The sequence below is a fragment of the Exiguobacterium artemiae 255-15 genome, assembly GCF_000019905.1.
Classification (GTDB): domain Bacteria; phylum Bacillota; class Bacilli; order Exiguobacteriales; family Exiguobacteriaceae; genus Exiguobacterium_A; species Exiguobacterium_A artemiae.
In genome coordinates this window covers 2,591,489-2,605,636 of the sequence record NC_010556.1, presented here as the reverse complement: position 1 = coordinate 2,605,636, position 14,148 = coordinate 2,591,489, and the positions used below count along the sequence as shown (strand labels likewise).

Annotated in this window: 11 protein-coding genes; 8 read left to right on the top strand and 3 right to left on the bottom strand. The window is 39.7% G+C overall.

Annotated elements, in window-relative coordinates:
• Position 1: 1 nt before the first annotated feature.
• The 5 genes from EXIG_RS13345 (at position 2) to EXIG_RS13325 (ending at position 5,381) form a co-directional block, all read left to right on the top strand.
• Positions 2 to 1,528, top strand: a complete 1,527-nt coding sequence (locus EXIG_RS13345; RefSeq protein ID WP_167315856.1) for a lipopolysaccharide biosynthesis protein — start codon at positions 2 to 4, stop codon at positions 1,526 to 1,528.
• Positions 1,525 to 2,553 (top strand): NAD-dependent epimerase, encoded by a 1,029-nt coding sequence (locus tag EXIG_RS13340; protein ID WP_012371489.1) that lies wholly within the window; start codon positions 1,525 to 1,527, stop codon positions 2,551 to 2,553. Before EXIG_RS13345 ends, EXIG_RS13340 begins: the two co-directional genes overlap by 4 nt.
• Before the next feature lie 17 nt (positions 2,554 to 2,570).
• Positions 2,571 to 3,737, top strand: coding sequence for a nucleotide sugar dehydrogenase (locus tag EXIG_RS13335; RefSeq protein WP_012371488.1), 1,167 nt, complete (start codon positions 2,571 to 2,573; stop codon positions 3,735 to 3,737).
• 86 nt (positions 3,738 to 3,823) lie between these two features.
• On the top strand, positions 3,824 to 4,162 hold the full coding sequence (locus tag EXIG_RS13330) for a hypothetical protein (protein ID WP_012371487.1): 339 nt from the start codon (positions 3,824 to 3,826) through the stop codon (positions 4,160 to 4,162).
• Positions 4,163 to 4,553: 391 nt separating this feature from the next.
• Positions 4,554 to 5,381, top strand: a complete 828-nt coding sequence (locus tag EXIG_RS13325; protein ID WP_012371486.1) for a tyrosine-type recombinase/integrase — start codon at positions 4,554 to 4,556, stop codon at positions 5,379 to 5,381.
• On the opposite strand, the gene EXIG_RS13320 is transcribed toward EXIG_RS13325, so the two are convergent.
• The 3 genes from EXIG_RS13320 to EXIG_RS13310 all read right to left on the bottom strand — a co-directional run bounded on the left by EXIG_RS13320 (position 5,323) and on the right by EXIG_RS13310 (position 9,810).
• Entirely contained in the window at positions 5,323 to 6,186 is an 864-nt protein-coding gene (locus tag EXIG_RS13320; RefSeq protein ID WP_012371485.1) for a tyrosine-type recombinase/integrase, read from the bottom strand. The genes EXIG_RS13325 and EXIG_RS13320 overlap by 59 nt on opposite strands.
• On the bottom strand, positions 6,183 to 6,617 hold the full coding sequence (locus EXIG_RS13315) for a sigma factor (protein ID WP_012371484.1): 435 nt from the start codon (positions 6,615 to 6,617) through the stop codon (positions 6,183 to 6,185). Before EXIG_RS13315 ends, EXIG_RS13320 begins: the two co-directional genes overlap by 4 nt.
• A 337-nt stretch (positions 6,618 to 6,954) precedes the next feature.
• Positions 6,955 to 9,810, bottom strand: coding sequence for an EAL domain-containing protein (locus EXIG_RS13310; RefSeq protein WP_012371483.1), 2,856 nt, complete (start codon positions 9,808 to 9,810; stop codon positions 6,955 to 6,957).
• 465 nt (positions 9,811 to 10,275) lie between these two features.
• Between EXIG_RS13310 and EXIG_RS15970 the strand changes: the two genes are divergently transcribed.
• The 3 genes from EXIG_RS15970 to EXIG_RS15965 all read left to right on the top strand — a co-directional run bounded on the left by EXIG_RS15970 (position 10,276) and on the right by EXIG_RS15965 (position 14,129).
• Positions 10,276 to 10,428, top strand: coding sequence for a hypothetical protein (locus EXIG_RS15970; RefSeq protein WP_167315855.1), 153 nt, complete (start codon positions 10,276 to 10,278; stop codon positions 10,426 to 10,428).
• Positions 10,429 to 10,843: 415 nt separating this feature from the next.
• Positions 10,844 to 12,481, top strand: coding sequence for a hypothetical protein (locus EXIG_RS13305; protein ID WP_012371481.1), 1,638 nt, complete (start codon positions 10,844 to 10,846; stop codon positions 12,479 to 12,481).
• Between the two features lie 295 nt (positions 12,482 to 12,776).
• Positions 12,777 to 14,129: a TcaA 3rd/4th domain-containing protein gene (locus EXIG_RS15965; RefSeq protein ID WP_167315854.1), complete on the top strand. Its 1,353-nt coding sequence runs from the start codon at positions 12,777 to 12,779 to the stop codon at positions 14,127 to 14,129.
• The last annotated feature ends 19 nt before the right edge of the window (positions 14,130 to 14,148 follow it).

Here is a 14,148-nt window from a genome sequence, read left to right as displayed (position 1 = left end):
TGTGAGTAGAACAAGCAAATCTTTAAAAAATATAAAATATGCAATCGTTGGTCAATGTTTAGCATTGTTAATAACTTTCTTTTCAAGAACACTTTTTGTAAAAATTCTAGGGAGCGAATATTTAGGATTAAATAGCCTTTTTACAAATCTATTAACAATGCTTTCTTTTGCAGAATTAGGAATAGGTGCTGCAATTACTTATAGTCTATATAAACCTTTGTCTTCAAATAATGTAGAACAAATAAAGTCATTAATGAATTTTTATAAGAGAGTTTACAACGTTATTGGAATAGCGATATTAAGTATTAGTTTAATAATAAGTCCATTTATTTCTATATTTCTTGAAAATTCAAAGGAAGTAGACAACCTATATTTAATTTACTTTTTGTTTGTTTTAAACTCTGTTTTCTCATATTTTTTTAGCTATAAAAGATCGTTAATAATAGCAGATCAAAATAGATATATAGCTACTCTATACAGGTACACTTTATTTTTCTTGTGCAACTTATTACAAATTATCTTTTTAATATACACTCAAAACTATATTTTATACTTGTTAATTCAAGTTTTTATGACTATAGTTGAGAATGTTTTGATTTCTAGAAAAGCAAACAAAATGTATCCATTTTTAAAAGAAAATAATATTGAAAAATTAGATAAAAACGTCTTAAAAGATATAATCAAAAATACAAAAGCAATGTTTGGACACAAAATTGGAGGAATAATTGTAAATAGTACAGATAATTTATTAATTTCAAAAATATCTGGATTATCTGTTGTAGGTATTTATTCTAACTATTTATTAATAGTAGGATCCTTAAATACAATTTACGGAATATTATTTCAATCAATTATTTCGAGTGTAGGGAATTTAGGTGTATCAAGTTCAGACTCGAAAAAAAAAGAAATATTTAATTCTGTAAATATGGCCTGTTTTTTTATTTATGGTATTAGTTCTGTGATACTTTTAAATTTTTTAAATCAATTTATTACTATTTGGATAGGAAATAAATTTGTTTTTTCAAATTCAATATTATACGTGATACTTTTAAATTTCTACATTAATGGTATGAGGAAAAGTGTTTTAACTTTTAGAGATGCATTAGGATTATTTTGGTACGATCGTTATAAACCAATATTTGAAGTAAGCATAAATATTATTTGTTCCTTATACCTTGGCTATAAATTTGGTATCATGGGAGTTCTGTATGGAACTACCATCAGTACTGTTTTAACTTGTTTATGGATTGAACCTTATATTTTGTATAAATATGGCTTTAAAAGTAGTATAAAAAGTTATATTAAATCATATGTATACCAAATATTAATTTTAGTTTTTTGTTCATTACTAACAATTTGTTTAATAAATTTGTTTCAGCCAACAAATATTTATTGGGATGCAATAAGAAATTTAGCTATTTCATTAATAGTATTTTTAGTAGTTTTTGTATCGGTATACTATAAAAATAGAGATTTTATATACTTATTGAATATACTTATTGGAAAAGTGAGGAGAAAAATTCAATGATAAATAATAAAATTTTAATTACAGGTGCTTTAGGTTTTATCGGATTTCACTTATCTAATAAACTATTGAGTATGGGGATTGAAGTTATAGGTTTAGATAACGAAAATAATTATTATGATGTTAATTTAAAAAAAAACCGTTTTGAAAAAATAAAATCAGATTATAAGGATAGTTTCTATTTTTACAAAATAGATATAACTGATAGAGAGAAATTAAATACACTTTTTGAAAAACATAATATCGAAATTGTAATCAATTTAGCAGCACAGGCAGGGGTACGCTATTCAATTGAAAATCCATACGCCTATTTAGATTCAAACTTAACTGGTTTTTTAAATATATTAGAAGCATGTCGGAATTATCCTGTAAAGCATCTTCTTTATGCATCATCTAGTTCTGTTTATGGTGGAAACAAAGTGGCACCATTCTCAACAAATCATAATGTAGATCATCCTGTCAGTCTTTATGCGGCAACGAAAAAATCGAACGAATTAATGGCTCATACATATAGCCACTTATATGATATTCCTACAACGGGATTACGTTTTTTCACTGTATATGGTCCATGGGGTCGTCCTGATATGGCCTACTTCTCGTTCACGAAGGATATCGTCGAAGGAAATCCGATTAAAGTATTTAATCATGGGAAAATGGAGCGTGATTTTACTTATATCGATGATATCGTTGAAGGAATCGTCAAATTGATTCCGCGTGCGCCCCAAAAAAATCCGGATTGGGATGAAAGTAAAGATGAACTTGGCGCAAGCTTTGCTCCATATCGTGTTTATAACATCGGAAATAACCAACCGGTCCAACTTATGAAATTTATCAATGTATTGGAAGAGAAAATTGGTAAAGAAGCAAATAAGAAATACATGGAAATGCAACCAGGTGATGTTCTTCGTACTTATGCAGATGTATCAGAGTTAGAACGGGATATAGATTTTAAACCAAGTACAAGTATTGAAGAAGGCCTTGGAAAATTCGTTGACTGGTACAAAGAGTACTACAACGTCAAATTATAAGAAAGGAGAGATTTAACATGAAAATAACAGTAGCAGGAACGGGATACGTTGGTCTTTCTATGGCGGTTTTGCTCGCACAACATAATGAAGTCACATCGATTGATATCATTAAAGAACGTGTCGAGCTCGTCAATGATCGGAAATCACCAATCGTTGATGCTGAGATTGAAAACTTTTTACAAAACAAAGAATTGAACTTGCATGCGACAACTGACAATTTTGAAGCATACAAAGATGCTGAATTCGTCATTATTGCTACTCCGACGGATTATGATCCAACACGGAACTACTTTAATACTCGTACTGTTGAAAGCGTCATTGCGACAGTTCTTGCTATCAATCCGGATGCGACGATGGTCATTAAATCGACGGTACCGGTTGGCTACACACAAGAGTTAAAAGAGAAGTTCGATACACCAAACATTATCTTCTCACCGGAGTTCTTGCGTGAAGGTCAGGCATTACATGACAACCTCTATCCATCACGTATCGTCGTCGGTGAACAGTCGGAACGCGCGCAACAATTCGCTGATCTTTTACTTGAAGGTGCCATTAAGAAAGACGTGCCGATTCTTTTGACAGATTCAACCGAAGCTGAAGCAATCAAGTTATTCTCCAATACGTATCTTGCGATGCGTGTCGCATTCTTTAATGAGCTCGATACGTATGCGGAAGTCCGTAATCTTGATACAAAACAAATCATTGAAGGTGTCGGGCTTGATAGCCGAATCGGTAACCACTACAACAATCCATCGTTTGGATACGGAGGTTACTGCTTACCGAAAGATACGAAGCAGCTGCTTGCGAACTATGATGAAGTACCAAATAACATCATCGGGGCAATTGTTGAAGCGAACCGGACACGCAAAGACTACATTGCCGATACGATCATCAAACAGAATCCGAAAGTCGTTGGGGTGTATCGTTTAACGATGAAAACAGATTCGGATAACTTCCGGGCCTCTTCGATTCAAGGAATTATGAAGAGAATCAAGGCGAAGGGAATTGAAGTAACAGTTTTTGAACCGGTCTTGACGGAAGATACATTCTATAACTCACGCGTCATTCGTGATCTTGAAGCGTTTAAGCAAGAGTCGGATATTATTCTTTCGAACCGGATGCATTCTGAGTTGAGTGATGTTGAGGATAAAGTTTATACGCGTGATCTGTACAGTCGCGACTAAAATATGTCCCCTTTTAGGGGATTTTTTGTTTCAGTAGGGAATAGATAAAGGTACGATATCTTACACGAATAGGATGGAAATGAACTATGGAAGATTACTATAAAAAAACAAAGGAAGTCATCGCAAATGAAGCCGGCAAAGCTTTAATGAAACAAAGCGGTGATGACTCATCAGAACACTATATTGAAGCATTAAAGCTTGTATCATTGTTGACTGACAAATTTTATAAGCATAATCTGTCTTCTCCTAAATATCAAAACAACCTATCGAATGCAGTGAACAGACTTTGTCATAACAAATTCAAAGAGTTTTTAGAGTTTTACAACGATCAGTTGTTTACCAGTGACCAACTGGGGCGTGGGGAAGATGCTAAATACTTAAAGGAACATATGACAAAAGCAATTAAACTTGTGGATACGTTATAAATAATAATTAGTGTATTCTAGGGCTATAAACCGTTCCGCATAAAATACACAGGAAAAATCAAAAACTCTTAATGGCTTGAAACTTAAATTCTAATGGGTTCAAACCATTTAATTGTTCTTGTGGACAGTTCTTCTTTATAGAATTGAGTGTATTGTTGAATCATATTACTGACTTCGCCGAGCTCCTAGAACTTATGTAAATCATAACTTCCACACCTCAACTCTATATCGATTTCTGATTCAGTTGAGACTGCAATAAGCTTTGTTAACTTGCAAACGATGAATGTGGTAGTCGACTGAACAAGTGTTGGGTCAGAGTTAAGAAATAACGCTTGAATGACGACACAACGGGAATCCTTCTACTACTACAACTACTGAAGGAGGACTTCCCATGACACACTACGACTATTTGGAACATTATCTTCTTACGCACGTCTCGTACAGCAAGCAAACGATTAAAGCTTATCGCAGTGATTTACGGCAGATGAAGACGAATCGTGTTGAGTGGTCGGTCAAGTCCCTTCAATTGTATTTTGATCAGTTGATTCAACAGTATAAACCAGCTACGGCGATGCGGCGGTACCATGCGTTGATGGCACTCGGACACGAACTGGTCCGAGCGAAACGCCTCAAGAATAACCCGATGAGACAAGTTCGTCCGATTGTTCACCAATACGTTCACCAACGCGAATACTATCCACTTGAAGAAGCAATTCAAACGATTCGCCAAATCAATCATTCAACGTATCGTCTCTTCTTTGAGTTAATCAGTCAAACGGGCCTCCGCTTCATGGAGGCCCGTTTGTTGTCGATCGAAGACATTCAGTTTGGGACGTTGACGTTACTTGTACGACATGGGAAAGGACGGCGCTTACGGACAGTTCCGCTTGGAGAAGGACTAGTAAGTAAGCTTCAAACGTTTTTAGCGGGACGGACGACGGGACTCATCTTTCAATCTGTCCGAGGCAAAGCCATCAATGAACAGTCGGCTCGTGATACGTTACGTAAACAGTCGCTTGCTACGTGCGGGCGACCGTTGCATCCGCATGATTTGCGTGTTGCGTTTGCGACTCATCTCTATCAGGTGGAAGATTGCAAGTTGGTTGAGATTCAGCGCTTGCTCGGTCACGGCAGCACCCGTACGACAGAAGGGTATATTCTCAGCCGGGAAACGAGACTTCAACAGATTCTGAATACGTTATCGGCGTCAGCCGGTTGATTGAAGAACGAGCGACTTCCGACGACGGTAGGATATACTGTTGTGTCGTCTTGGCGTCACTGTGTCCAAGGAGACGCATGACGGTCAGCAAATCCGCTCGATGTTCCCGGTAAATCGTCGTCGCGAACGTTACCCGTAAATCGTGCGGTCGGAGTGTTCGTTTTAAGAGCTGCTCGCTTGCAAGTCGGAGTTGTCTCCGGGTCTGATTTGGATCAAGTAAACCTCCGGCTGTATTTTGAAATAAGGGACCATTTGGTTGAAGATCGAGATAGCGTATTAGGACAGTGACCAACTCGTCATGGAGCGGAACGTAACGTGTTTTCTGTCCCTTGCCATGACGGACGAACAGTTGCCGCTCCGTCAGGTCAATATCAGTCCGACATAATTGTCGGGCTTCGTTGAATCGAAGGCCCGTATGTAAGAGCAGGAAGTAGAACGTGTACATCGTCTCGTCTTGCAGCGTCTCAATGACACTTCGCGCTTCGGTGTAACTAAAGGCAGTCCGGTGTTTCGGTAACGGACGCGTCGGTTTCTTAATTCGGGATAAGGGGTTCGAGGGAATGGATTTTTCAGCGACTAACGCGTCGAACAATGTCGCGAGCGCATGAATCCGTCGGGAAACGGTCGTCGGGGCATAGGTCTGTTTTAACAATGTGATGTAGCGATGCATGGAAGGGATGTCGATTGTTTCAGCGTGGGTACAGAAATGGCGGGCGTCGACGCGGTAAGCTTTTCTTGTCAGTGGACTGTAACTTGGAGACTGTTCGATGATTGCAAGTAACCGTTCCAAGTAAAACGTCATCATAGGAGGATGTCCTGGACTTTTCGTTTGAGTTCCGACTTAAGCGATCGGAGTCGGGCCGGGGAGTAGCCGAGGGTGTCTTCGTTGCCATGAAGGAGAGCTTGCAGGATAGTGAATTCCTTCCGGGATAGTTCCTGTTTCAGTTGATCGAGTAAGTAGGTGAACGAGACTTGCTGCTGACGGGGGAGTTCCGGTAACGTCTCGACGGCGACTTCACCGGCGAGTGTCCGGTTGCGGGTTGCTAAGTAATCAAGCATCGCGCCTTTCGCCCGGATCCGGGCGAAGGTAACGGTCATGACTTTGCCTTCTTCGATTGATTTCCAAAGACGAAGCAGGGCAGCCTGGCGGCATTCATCCTGTTCATTCGGATGAATCGAGAGGCGGGTGAGCAGAGAATTGACGAGGGGCATCCATTGTTTTAACGCTTCATTCATTATAAGAGAATCCAATCTGAGATATGCATATCTATGTATTCCGCGGTAGTTTCAGTATAAGTAGAGTTATCCTCTCTTTTCAAATCGTCTTTTTTGAATCATGCCAACGGTTTTCTAAACTTTCCGATTGCCAACTGTCGTCATTTCTTCGACTGAACACGAAAAATCAATTAAAAAACCACCTGTTTCCGTCACTCACTTCAGGATAACTCTACTTATCCTATGAAGTGTTCGGAAAAAAAGTGAATTCCGGATTGTTGGACTTATGCGGCAATTCGAAATGAAAAAACGGTCATGAACGAGGTGTCCATGACCGTGTGTGATGTATGAAAAAAGATTAACGGGTACTCAGAATCCGGTACATCTCGAGTTCGGTAAATCCTTTGGCTTTAGGCTGTCGCAGGGCAGCAAACCGTTTTGCGATATCAGGAGACGATGTATACCGGGCTTCATACTGGTATAAGCCGTTGGCCAGTTCGGTTGCCCGTTTGATACTGATCGGAATACTGTCATGCCCGTCCTCAAGCAAAATGACCAGCTTGACGGTCCCGTCGACCGGAAGGCGGATCGAGCTGTAGAAACCAAGCCCCTGAAACTTTTGATGCAGTATGAGAATTGGTGATGTCCCGACGTCGACCCGCTGACCCCGGACATGGGTAATCGTGATGGCTGCGTTGATGTAGGAAGATACACGATTAGGTTTATCGTTCAATTCCTCGACCGGATCAATCCGTCCGTTTTCAATCAGCGTCGTCATGTCATCTGCCGGAACCGGACGACTGAACAGGAAACCCTGAACGATCTTACAGTCCAGCTCCCGGATCATGAACAGTTCATCGAGAGTTTCAATGCCCTCGATGACGACACTCATCTCGAATTCCTGGGCAAGCAACAGGATGCTCCGGACAATCGCCTGGGACTTCTTATTTTGATGGATATTCGTCGCGAACTTCCGGTCGATTTTAATCGTCTGGACGTTGTACGTCTGCAGGTAGGCGAGCGACGAGTAGCCGACCCCGAAATCATCGAAGGCGACAGCAACGCCGATGCGATTTAACGACGTAAACACTTCAGCCATGAAATCCTCGTCCTCGAGAATCGTCGTCTCTGAAATCTCCAGCTCCAGTTTGTAGGGCGGGACATGATGCCGCTGAATCGCATCCGTAAACACGTTCATATATTCTTTTCTCATGAAATACTTCGGCGGAACGTTTAACGAGACAGGAATCGCGTAATCGATCGACTTGAGATAGCGGGAAACTTCATCAATCAGCCAGTCCGTCAACGGAATGTACAGACAGTTTTCTTCGGCTAGAGGAATGAATTCGCCCGGAGAAATTTCACCCCACGTCGGATGGGTCCAGCGCATCAAGGCTTCCGCACCGACCACTTGTCCGGTCCAGCTGTCGACTTTCGGTTGATAGACGAGATAAAACTCGTTGTTCTCAATCCCTTTGCTCATGTCCTGTAACAGTTCGAACTGCCGGACGGCTTCGATGTCCATGTTGGAAGCATACAGTTCCACGTGGCTGCCTTCCCGTTTTTGGGCACGGAATTTTGCCGTTCCCGAATGACGAATCAAATCGGACGATGTCGCCGCATCCTCCGGATACCGGCTGACCCCGATCGAGACACGCGGCTGGAAGACGTAGTCCTGGAGTTCGATGGGTGACTTCGACAGTTGCAGGAGACGCTGTGAAAAGTTCTGAACCTGCTCCTCCGTCATCCGTTCAGGGAAAATCACTAAAAAATCATCGCCAAACAATGCTCCGAGATAAGCTTCCTTCGGCAACAGCCGCAATATGGTATCCGTGGCGATGGCCCGCCATGCATCCCCCATCTTAAACCCGAACGTCTGATTGATGTCATTAATCCGGTTCAGACAGATGGACAACAGGGTAAACGGTTGATTTTGACGAATCAATAGCTCGACGGTCTCGGTAATCGCTTCCCGGTTCGGCATATTCGTCACCTGATCCATCATTGAAAGCTTAAAAATCTCTTCCTGCCGATTTTTGATCTCGGTTACATCTTTGATGATTGATTGATAGCCGGTCACTTGTCCGTCCGTGTCAAATAACGGATAACACGTATCTTTGATCCATTTGAGACCTTTTTTCGTGTGGATCCGGTAAAACGTGACGATGCTTTTTCCTTGTTTGACTTCTTCCATCATGTGTAAAAAGTTTGTTCCATCTTCCGGTGTGACGAGTTGTTTCCAGTAGGTCGGGTTTTGGTGAATCTGTTCCTCGGGGACATTAAAAATCTTTGAGAAGTTTGGGGTCAAAATCTGATACCGGTCTTTTTTTAAACTGTATTCGATGAGTGCCGTATCGACGACGACACACAATGTTTCGAGTTTGTCTTTTTCACGTTTTAAGTCTTGTTCCATCTTGTCTTGTTCACTTAAATCAAACATGACCCAGGTGATGATATTTTGGTCCGCTGATTTTCCGACTTGGACTAAAATGCGTAACCAGCCTTTCGTAGTATGGCGCGCCTGGACAATACTTTTATATTCAAAAAAGGACGGGTCCTGGTAAAGACGGTCGACGTTTTGAGAAAATACCGGACGATCCTCTTCATGAATCAGATTTCTGAACTCGACCCGTCCCATTTGTTGGACGGTTTTTTTAGGGAGACCAAACAATTTAGGGACCTGTTCGGAATAAAAAAATTTAGCGGTATCAATCCGGTATTCGACTAAAGCCAGTCCCGGGATCTGTTCCGTCAAAAGTTGATTGACCTTTAACCGGTTGTACTCACGGGCTAATTCTTTCTGCTCTGTCAAATCCTTGACGATACCGTACAGACCAGTCAGTAATGCTCCGGAGTATAAAGGGACGTTCGTGATCGAGAAGTGGTACCGCTTGTTATCGTTGCGAATCGATTCGATTTCATAATGGACGTTTTCTCCCTTCAAAGCCCGTTCCTGATACCGGAGCATTTCGTGGTATTCATGGGCAGGCAGCCATTTTTTAGGTTCCGTCAAAAATGATGCCGATCCTTTAAATAATAATTCGAATTTGTCATTGGTCTTGACGATGTTTTTCGTTAAATCCATGACATATAAAGCATCCGGGTAGTCATTAATGGAAATCGGATCTGCCTCGCGTGCATAGACTTCTGAAACGTCGCGAGTGATGCTGGTTTTGATTTTAGGAAGCAGTTTCCAACTGTCGAATAACTTCATGACGACCCCGTCCCTTCTCATTTTCAATGATCAAAACATTATTTCAGCATTTAAGAATTTATATTGAAAAATTAAATACTGTAAAGAAAAACTTTTCATATATACTAAATTATAGGTACAGAAGACCTTTTTTAGCAACAGCTTAAGTCTATTTACCTATAAATAGAGTTATCAAAAAAATAATATTTTATTTTTTTGTTATATTAAGCCAATTATTCTTAGTGTCATCAGCAAATGAAATGAAAAAGAATTTTGATAGCAGGAATAATGGTTTTCACTCCATGTTACGCTCGAATGAAGGGAATACTTTTGCGTTTTTTTATTGGGGTATAAAGAATGACTTTTGTTTAAGAGTAGAGGCGGAAAAGCAGAACAAACGATTTGTCTGCGGGAACAAAACACGAAACTTGAAGTGGTCAGTATCATCTTTGACAAACTGTTGTTTGAGAGAGACTTCCTTCTGCAATGGCTAAGATATTTTGGAATCCATGTCGGAGCAGCAGGGAAGTCAGCACGTATTCCGAACGCGACCGTGCCTACTTGTTTTTTGATCATATCGTGACACGGTACATCAAAGGACAAGGGACATTGACGACGATAGGACGATTTGTAACGTGACGTATATGCCGATGCTTGATCCGACTGTGCGTGAGTAGACATGATGATACCCTTCACTGTTTGACGAAGAAAAAAGAACCTTCTAAGGTACTTGCAGATAGCATGTTGAAAGGTCCTTTTTTGAGGCTGGACTGGTATTAACAAGTCAATAACGATCATCTGTGATCAGTCTCAGTTTAAGGAGGACTGAGAACATGGTTTAACGATTCGGTTGATGCTCGACATGTTCGATGCGGACATACTCAATGTTGAGCAACTGTTCGAACGGATTAAAACGAAACAAACCATGATTTCAACACGATACAAGTCCAATAAAAGAGAAAATATTTCCTTATATTTCAAAATAGATAGTCTTACTCTTTGTTTTTTCTATAACATGTAGGTTAGCCGATTTATTAATGAGAGGATGAAGAAGATGAAAAAAATGATAGCAGGGGTTATTTTAATTTCGATTCTATACCCTAATTTATCAGTGTCAGCAAGCGTCAGCTTACCGACAGTTGCTCAAATTAATGATGATGTAATTGGACAAAACTCTACAATTCGCGGCAATACATTGTATTATGCCGATCATGCAGGAACAAATTTAGTTGATTTAGAGACTGGAACACGTTTAAGAACAGAAGATACAGGTGACACATTACTTGATGTCAGTACAGATGAATCCTGGATGATTGCAAAAGAATTTTGGCACACCTATTTTACGATTTATGATGAATTTGGCGAAGAAGTCAGAACAGTCGATAACCTTAGATATCAGAATCAGGTCTATCGATTTAACAGTGGAATTAAAGCTAAGTTTTTACCCAATTCCTCTAAACTCGTTATTGCGTCAGATGATCATATTTTCGTATACGACATCAAAACTGAAAAAGTATTGTCCGCTCGAGGTATCAGTACTGATGGTACGTTGAAAGTCTCGAACGATTATATCATGATTGGAGATGACTCCTCGATTCATGTCATGAATCATGCGCTAGAAATGGTCACTGAAATTTTACCGCAGGAAAGAATTATCTCGTATGATGTGACACGATTTAATACTTTAATCCTTAATACCTATGACGGACGTATTTATCAGTACAAGAGCCCGTTTACTAAGTCCGTTCTATCATCACTAAAAACGTATGATGAAATCGATTTGGATGACAGCGGGGTGTTTCTCGGTACTTCAAAAGGAATCTTATACGATATGCAAACAGCTAAACGAATTTATACAAATATAGAAGAATCACGTATCGTATTTAATGAAAACTCGTCCAAAATAGTGACATTGGGAGATTCTGTGCGTGTCTATGATGCAAAAAATTTAAAAAAGCGAATCGTGAGCGCAAAAATCAGTACAGATTTTAATTCGTTAATTGTTCGAAACGAAACGATACCGACATTTGTTGCCATATCAAAAGATGGAACGAAAACTAAATTGACGAATCAAGCCGTTTGGCGGTCTGATAATCCACAAGTTGCTTATTTTTCGAAAGGTAAGTTAATTGGGAAGTCTCCTGGAAAAGTGACGATTAAAGGATCTTATGAAGGACATACTGCTACGCTTTCGCTGACAGTACGCAAAGAATCCAAAACAGCGAATTTAAAATGGCTGATGAGTCAAAAAAGTATATTGAATCAAAAAGGAACGTTCGTGAATGCTTCACATCAACTTTACGATTCTTATTCTAAAGTAAAAGGAACGAATGGAAAGATATATTATCAAGAAAAAGTTTACACTAACGGTATTTTTAAAGGAAACGTACTTTATGGGACGTATCGTAACAAAAAAACCATTGACGAAATTTTATTACCTTTAAGTGGCGAAAAACGAACTGATATTAGTGAAAAACAAATAATTGATGTGTTCGGAAAACCAAAGAAAACCTATAAATATGATCCGGCAGTGTCTTCAAAAGTGACACGAGGAACTAGTATCCTCGATCAACACCAAATTAAAAAAATTAGTTTATACATGGTAAAAAAGAATAATGCTCTTGAAGTCATCTATGATGAAAAAGGCTATGCGCGATACCTTCACCTTTTTGAATCAACTCCCGGAGACTGAATCATTAAAAAAATAGACTGAATCGTCCTTTTAAGAAAGGGAGAATTCAGTCTGTTTTTTTATATATAGTTCATTATATGTATAGAAAGAACAATTATTTGATCAATTCTACAGTTTTATTTTAAATATAAGTAAATAGATTTTTTTTATTACAAATTTAAGTTAAAATATATCTTTTTTGTGTTAATATCTTCTATGGATAAATTTAACTTAGTGTAGTTTGATTGTTCGTGTGAGATAAAAGGAGGTTTATGAAATGTCATGTGTGAATTGTGCGAATTCCGCGAAGCGTGGATTGAAATTTTGTCCGAGCTGTGGCGATGCTCTTGCGGGCCGCGAAGAAGAAAATAACCATATTGAAAAAGAAAGAGACGAAAAACCTATTCAATCTAAGAAAATGAATAAAAAAACAAAAGCTCTTCTGTCAGCCCTTGTACTTCTGTTAATAGCTGGTGGGGCTTACTATGGTTTATCGACACAATGGTTTACCGTTGAGGCGACTACAAATGAAGTACGTGATGCCATTCGCTCGGGTGATGCGAAGTTATTGGCTGAACATACGGAGTTTAATGGGAAGCAAATCGATCAATCAATGGCTCAGCGTTTTCTGGATGCCTTGAAGGAGACACCTGAACAAAAGAAATCATTTATGGAATATTTATTAATGGCGGGCACATCTCTTCAAGCTGAGAACGAAAGCGATGTTCCAGCACAAATTGTAGCGGACGGACGTCAGTTTGGAATCTTCAAGGACTATCGTCTGCAGCTAGAGGGAGTGCGAACGGAAGTCATCAGTAACTTTGAAGGAACAAAAGTGACGCTTGTTAATCCGGTTGGGACAGAAAGTAGTAAGGCGTCAGCAGATGGTATTCAAATGGATGGCATATACCCGGGACTGACGGATGCCAAAATTGCCTATGATGGGGAGTATGGAAAAGAGTCAAGTGAAGTTACTATCAATCCGTTAACCTTAGATGCTTCGAATCGAAAATATGAAATCACCTTAAAAGGGAATGCCGTCTCCTTAGATCAAACTTATCCAGACGCGTTTCTGATTGTCGATGGAAAAGTAACATCGAAGACGATTTCGGAACTTGATTCATACGGACCGATTCCGAAGAACGGTATTACTTTAGCTATTGAAAATCAATTTGCCTGGGGAGATGAGACTTCAGAAGAGGTACTCGTCAAACCGGATACGAAAAAAATTGATTTTGTATTTCAACCATCGGAAGCCACCCTTGATCAAATCGAGCAAGTCGTGGAAGAACATGCTTCCGATTGGGTCGATGCAGCGAACTATCAGGATACGAGTTACTTCACACTCGTCGATGATGCTTCGTATATAGCGAAGCAACAAAAAAATTACGATGACTGGAGTAGAAAAGATTTGGAATGGGATGGCGAGTTCATGAGTGCCTCGATTGATCGTTCTTCTGCAAAGTTTGTTGAATATGGTGATACGGTCGGAATCGAATTAATGGCAACGACCTATATCCGTGGCGAACTTTATTCGTATGATAGTGAATCCCCTGGGAAATCAACATCAAAATCACTCTTCCGGTACCTTTTCACGTATGGAAGCACTCCGGATTCTGATAGTTATGAAGAGAGTTTTAGAATTCAGCAAGCTACGAACATTAAGTAAAATCAGGGAGGAAACACAG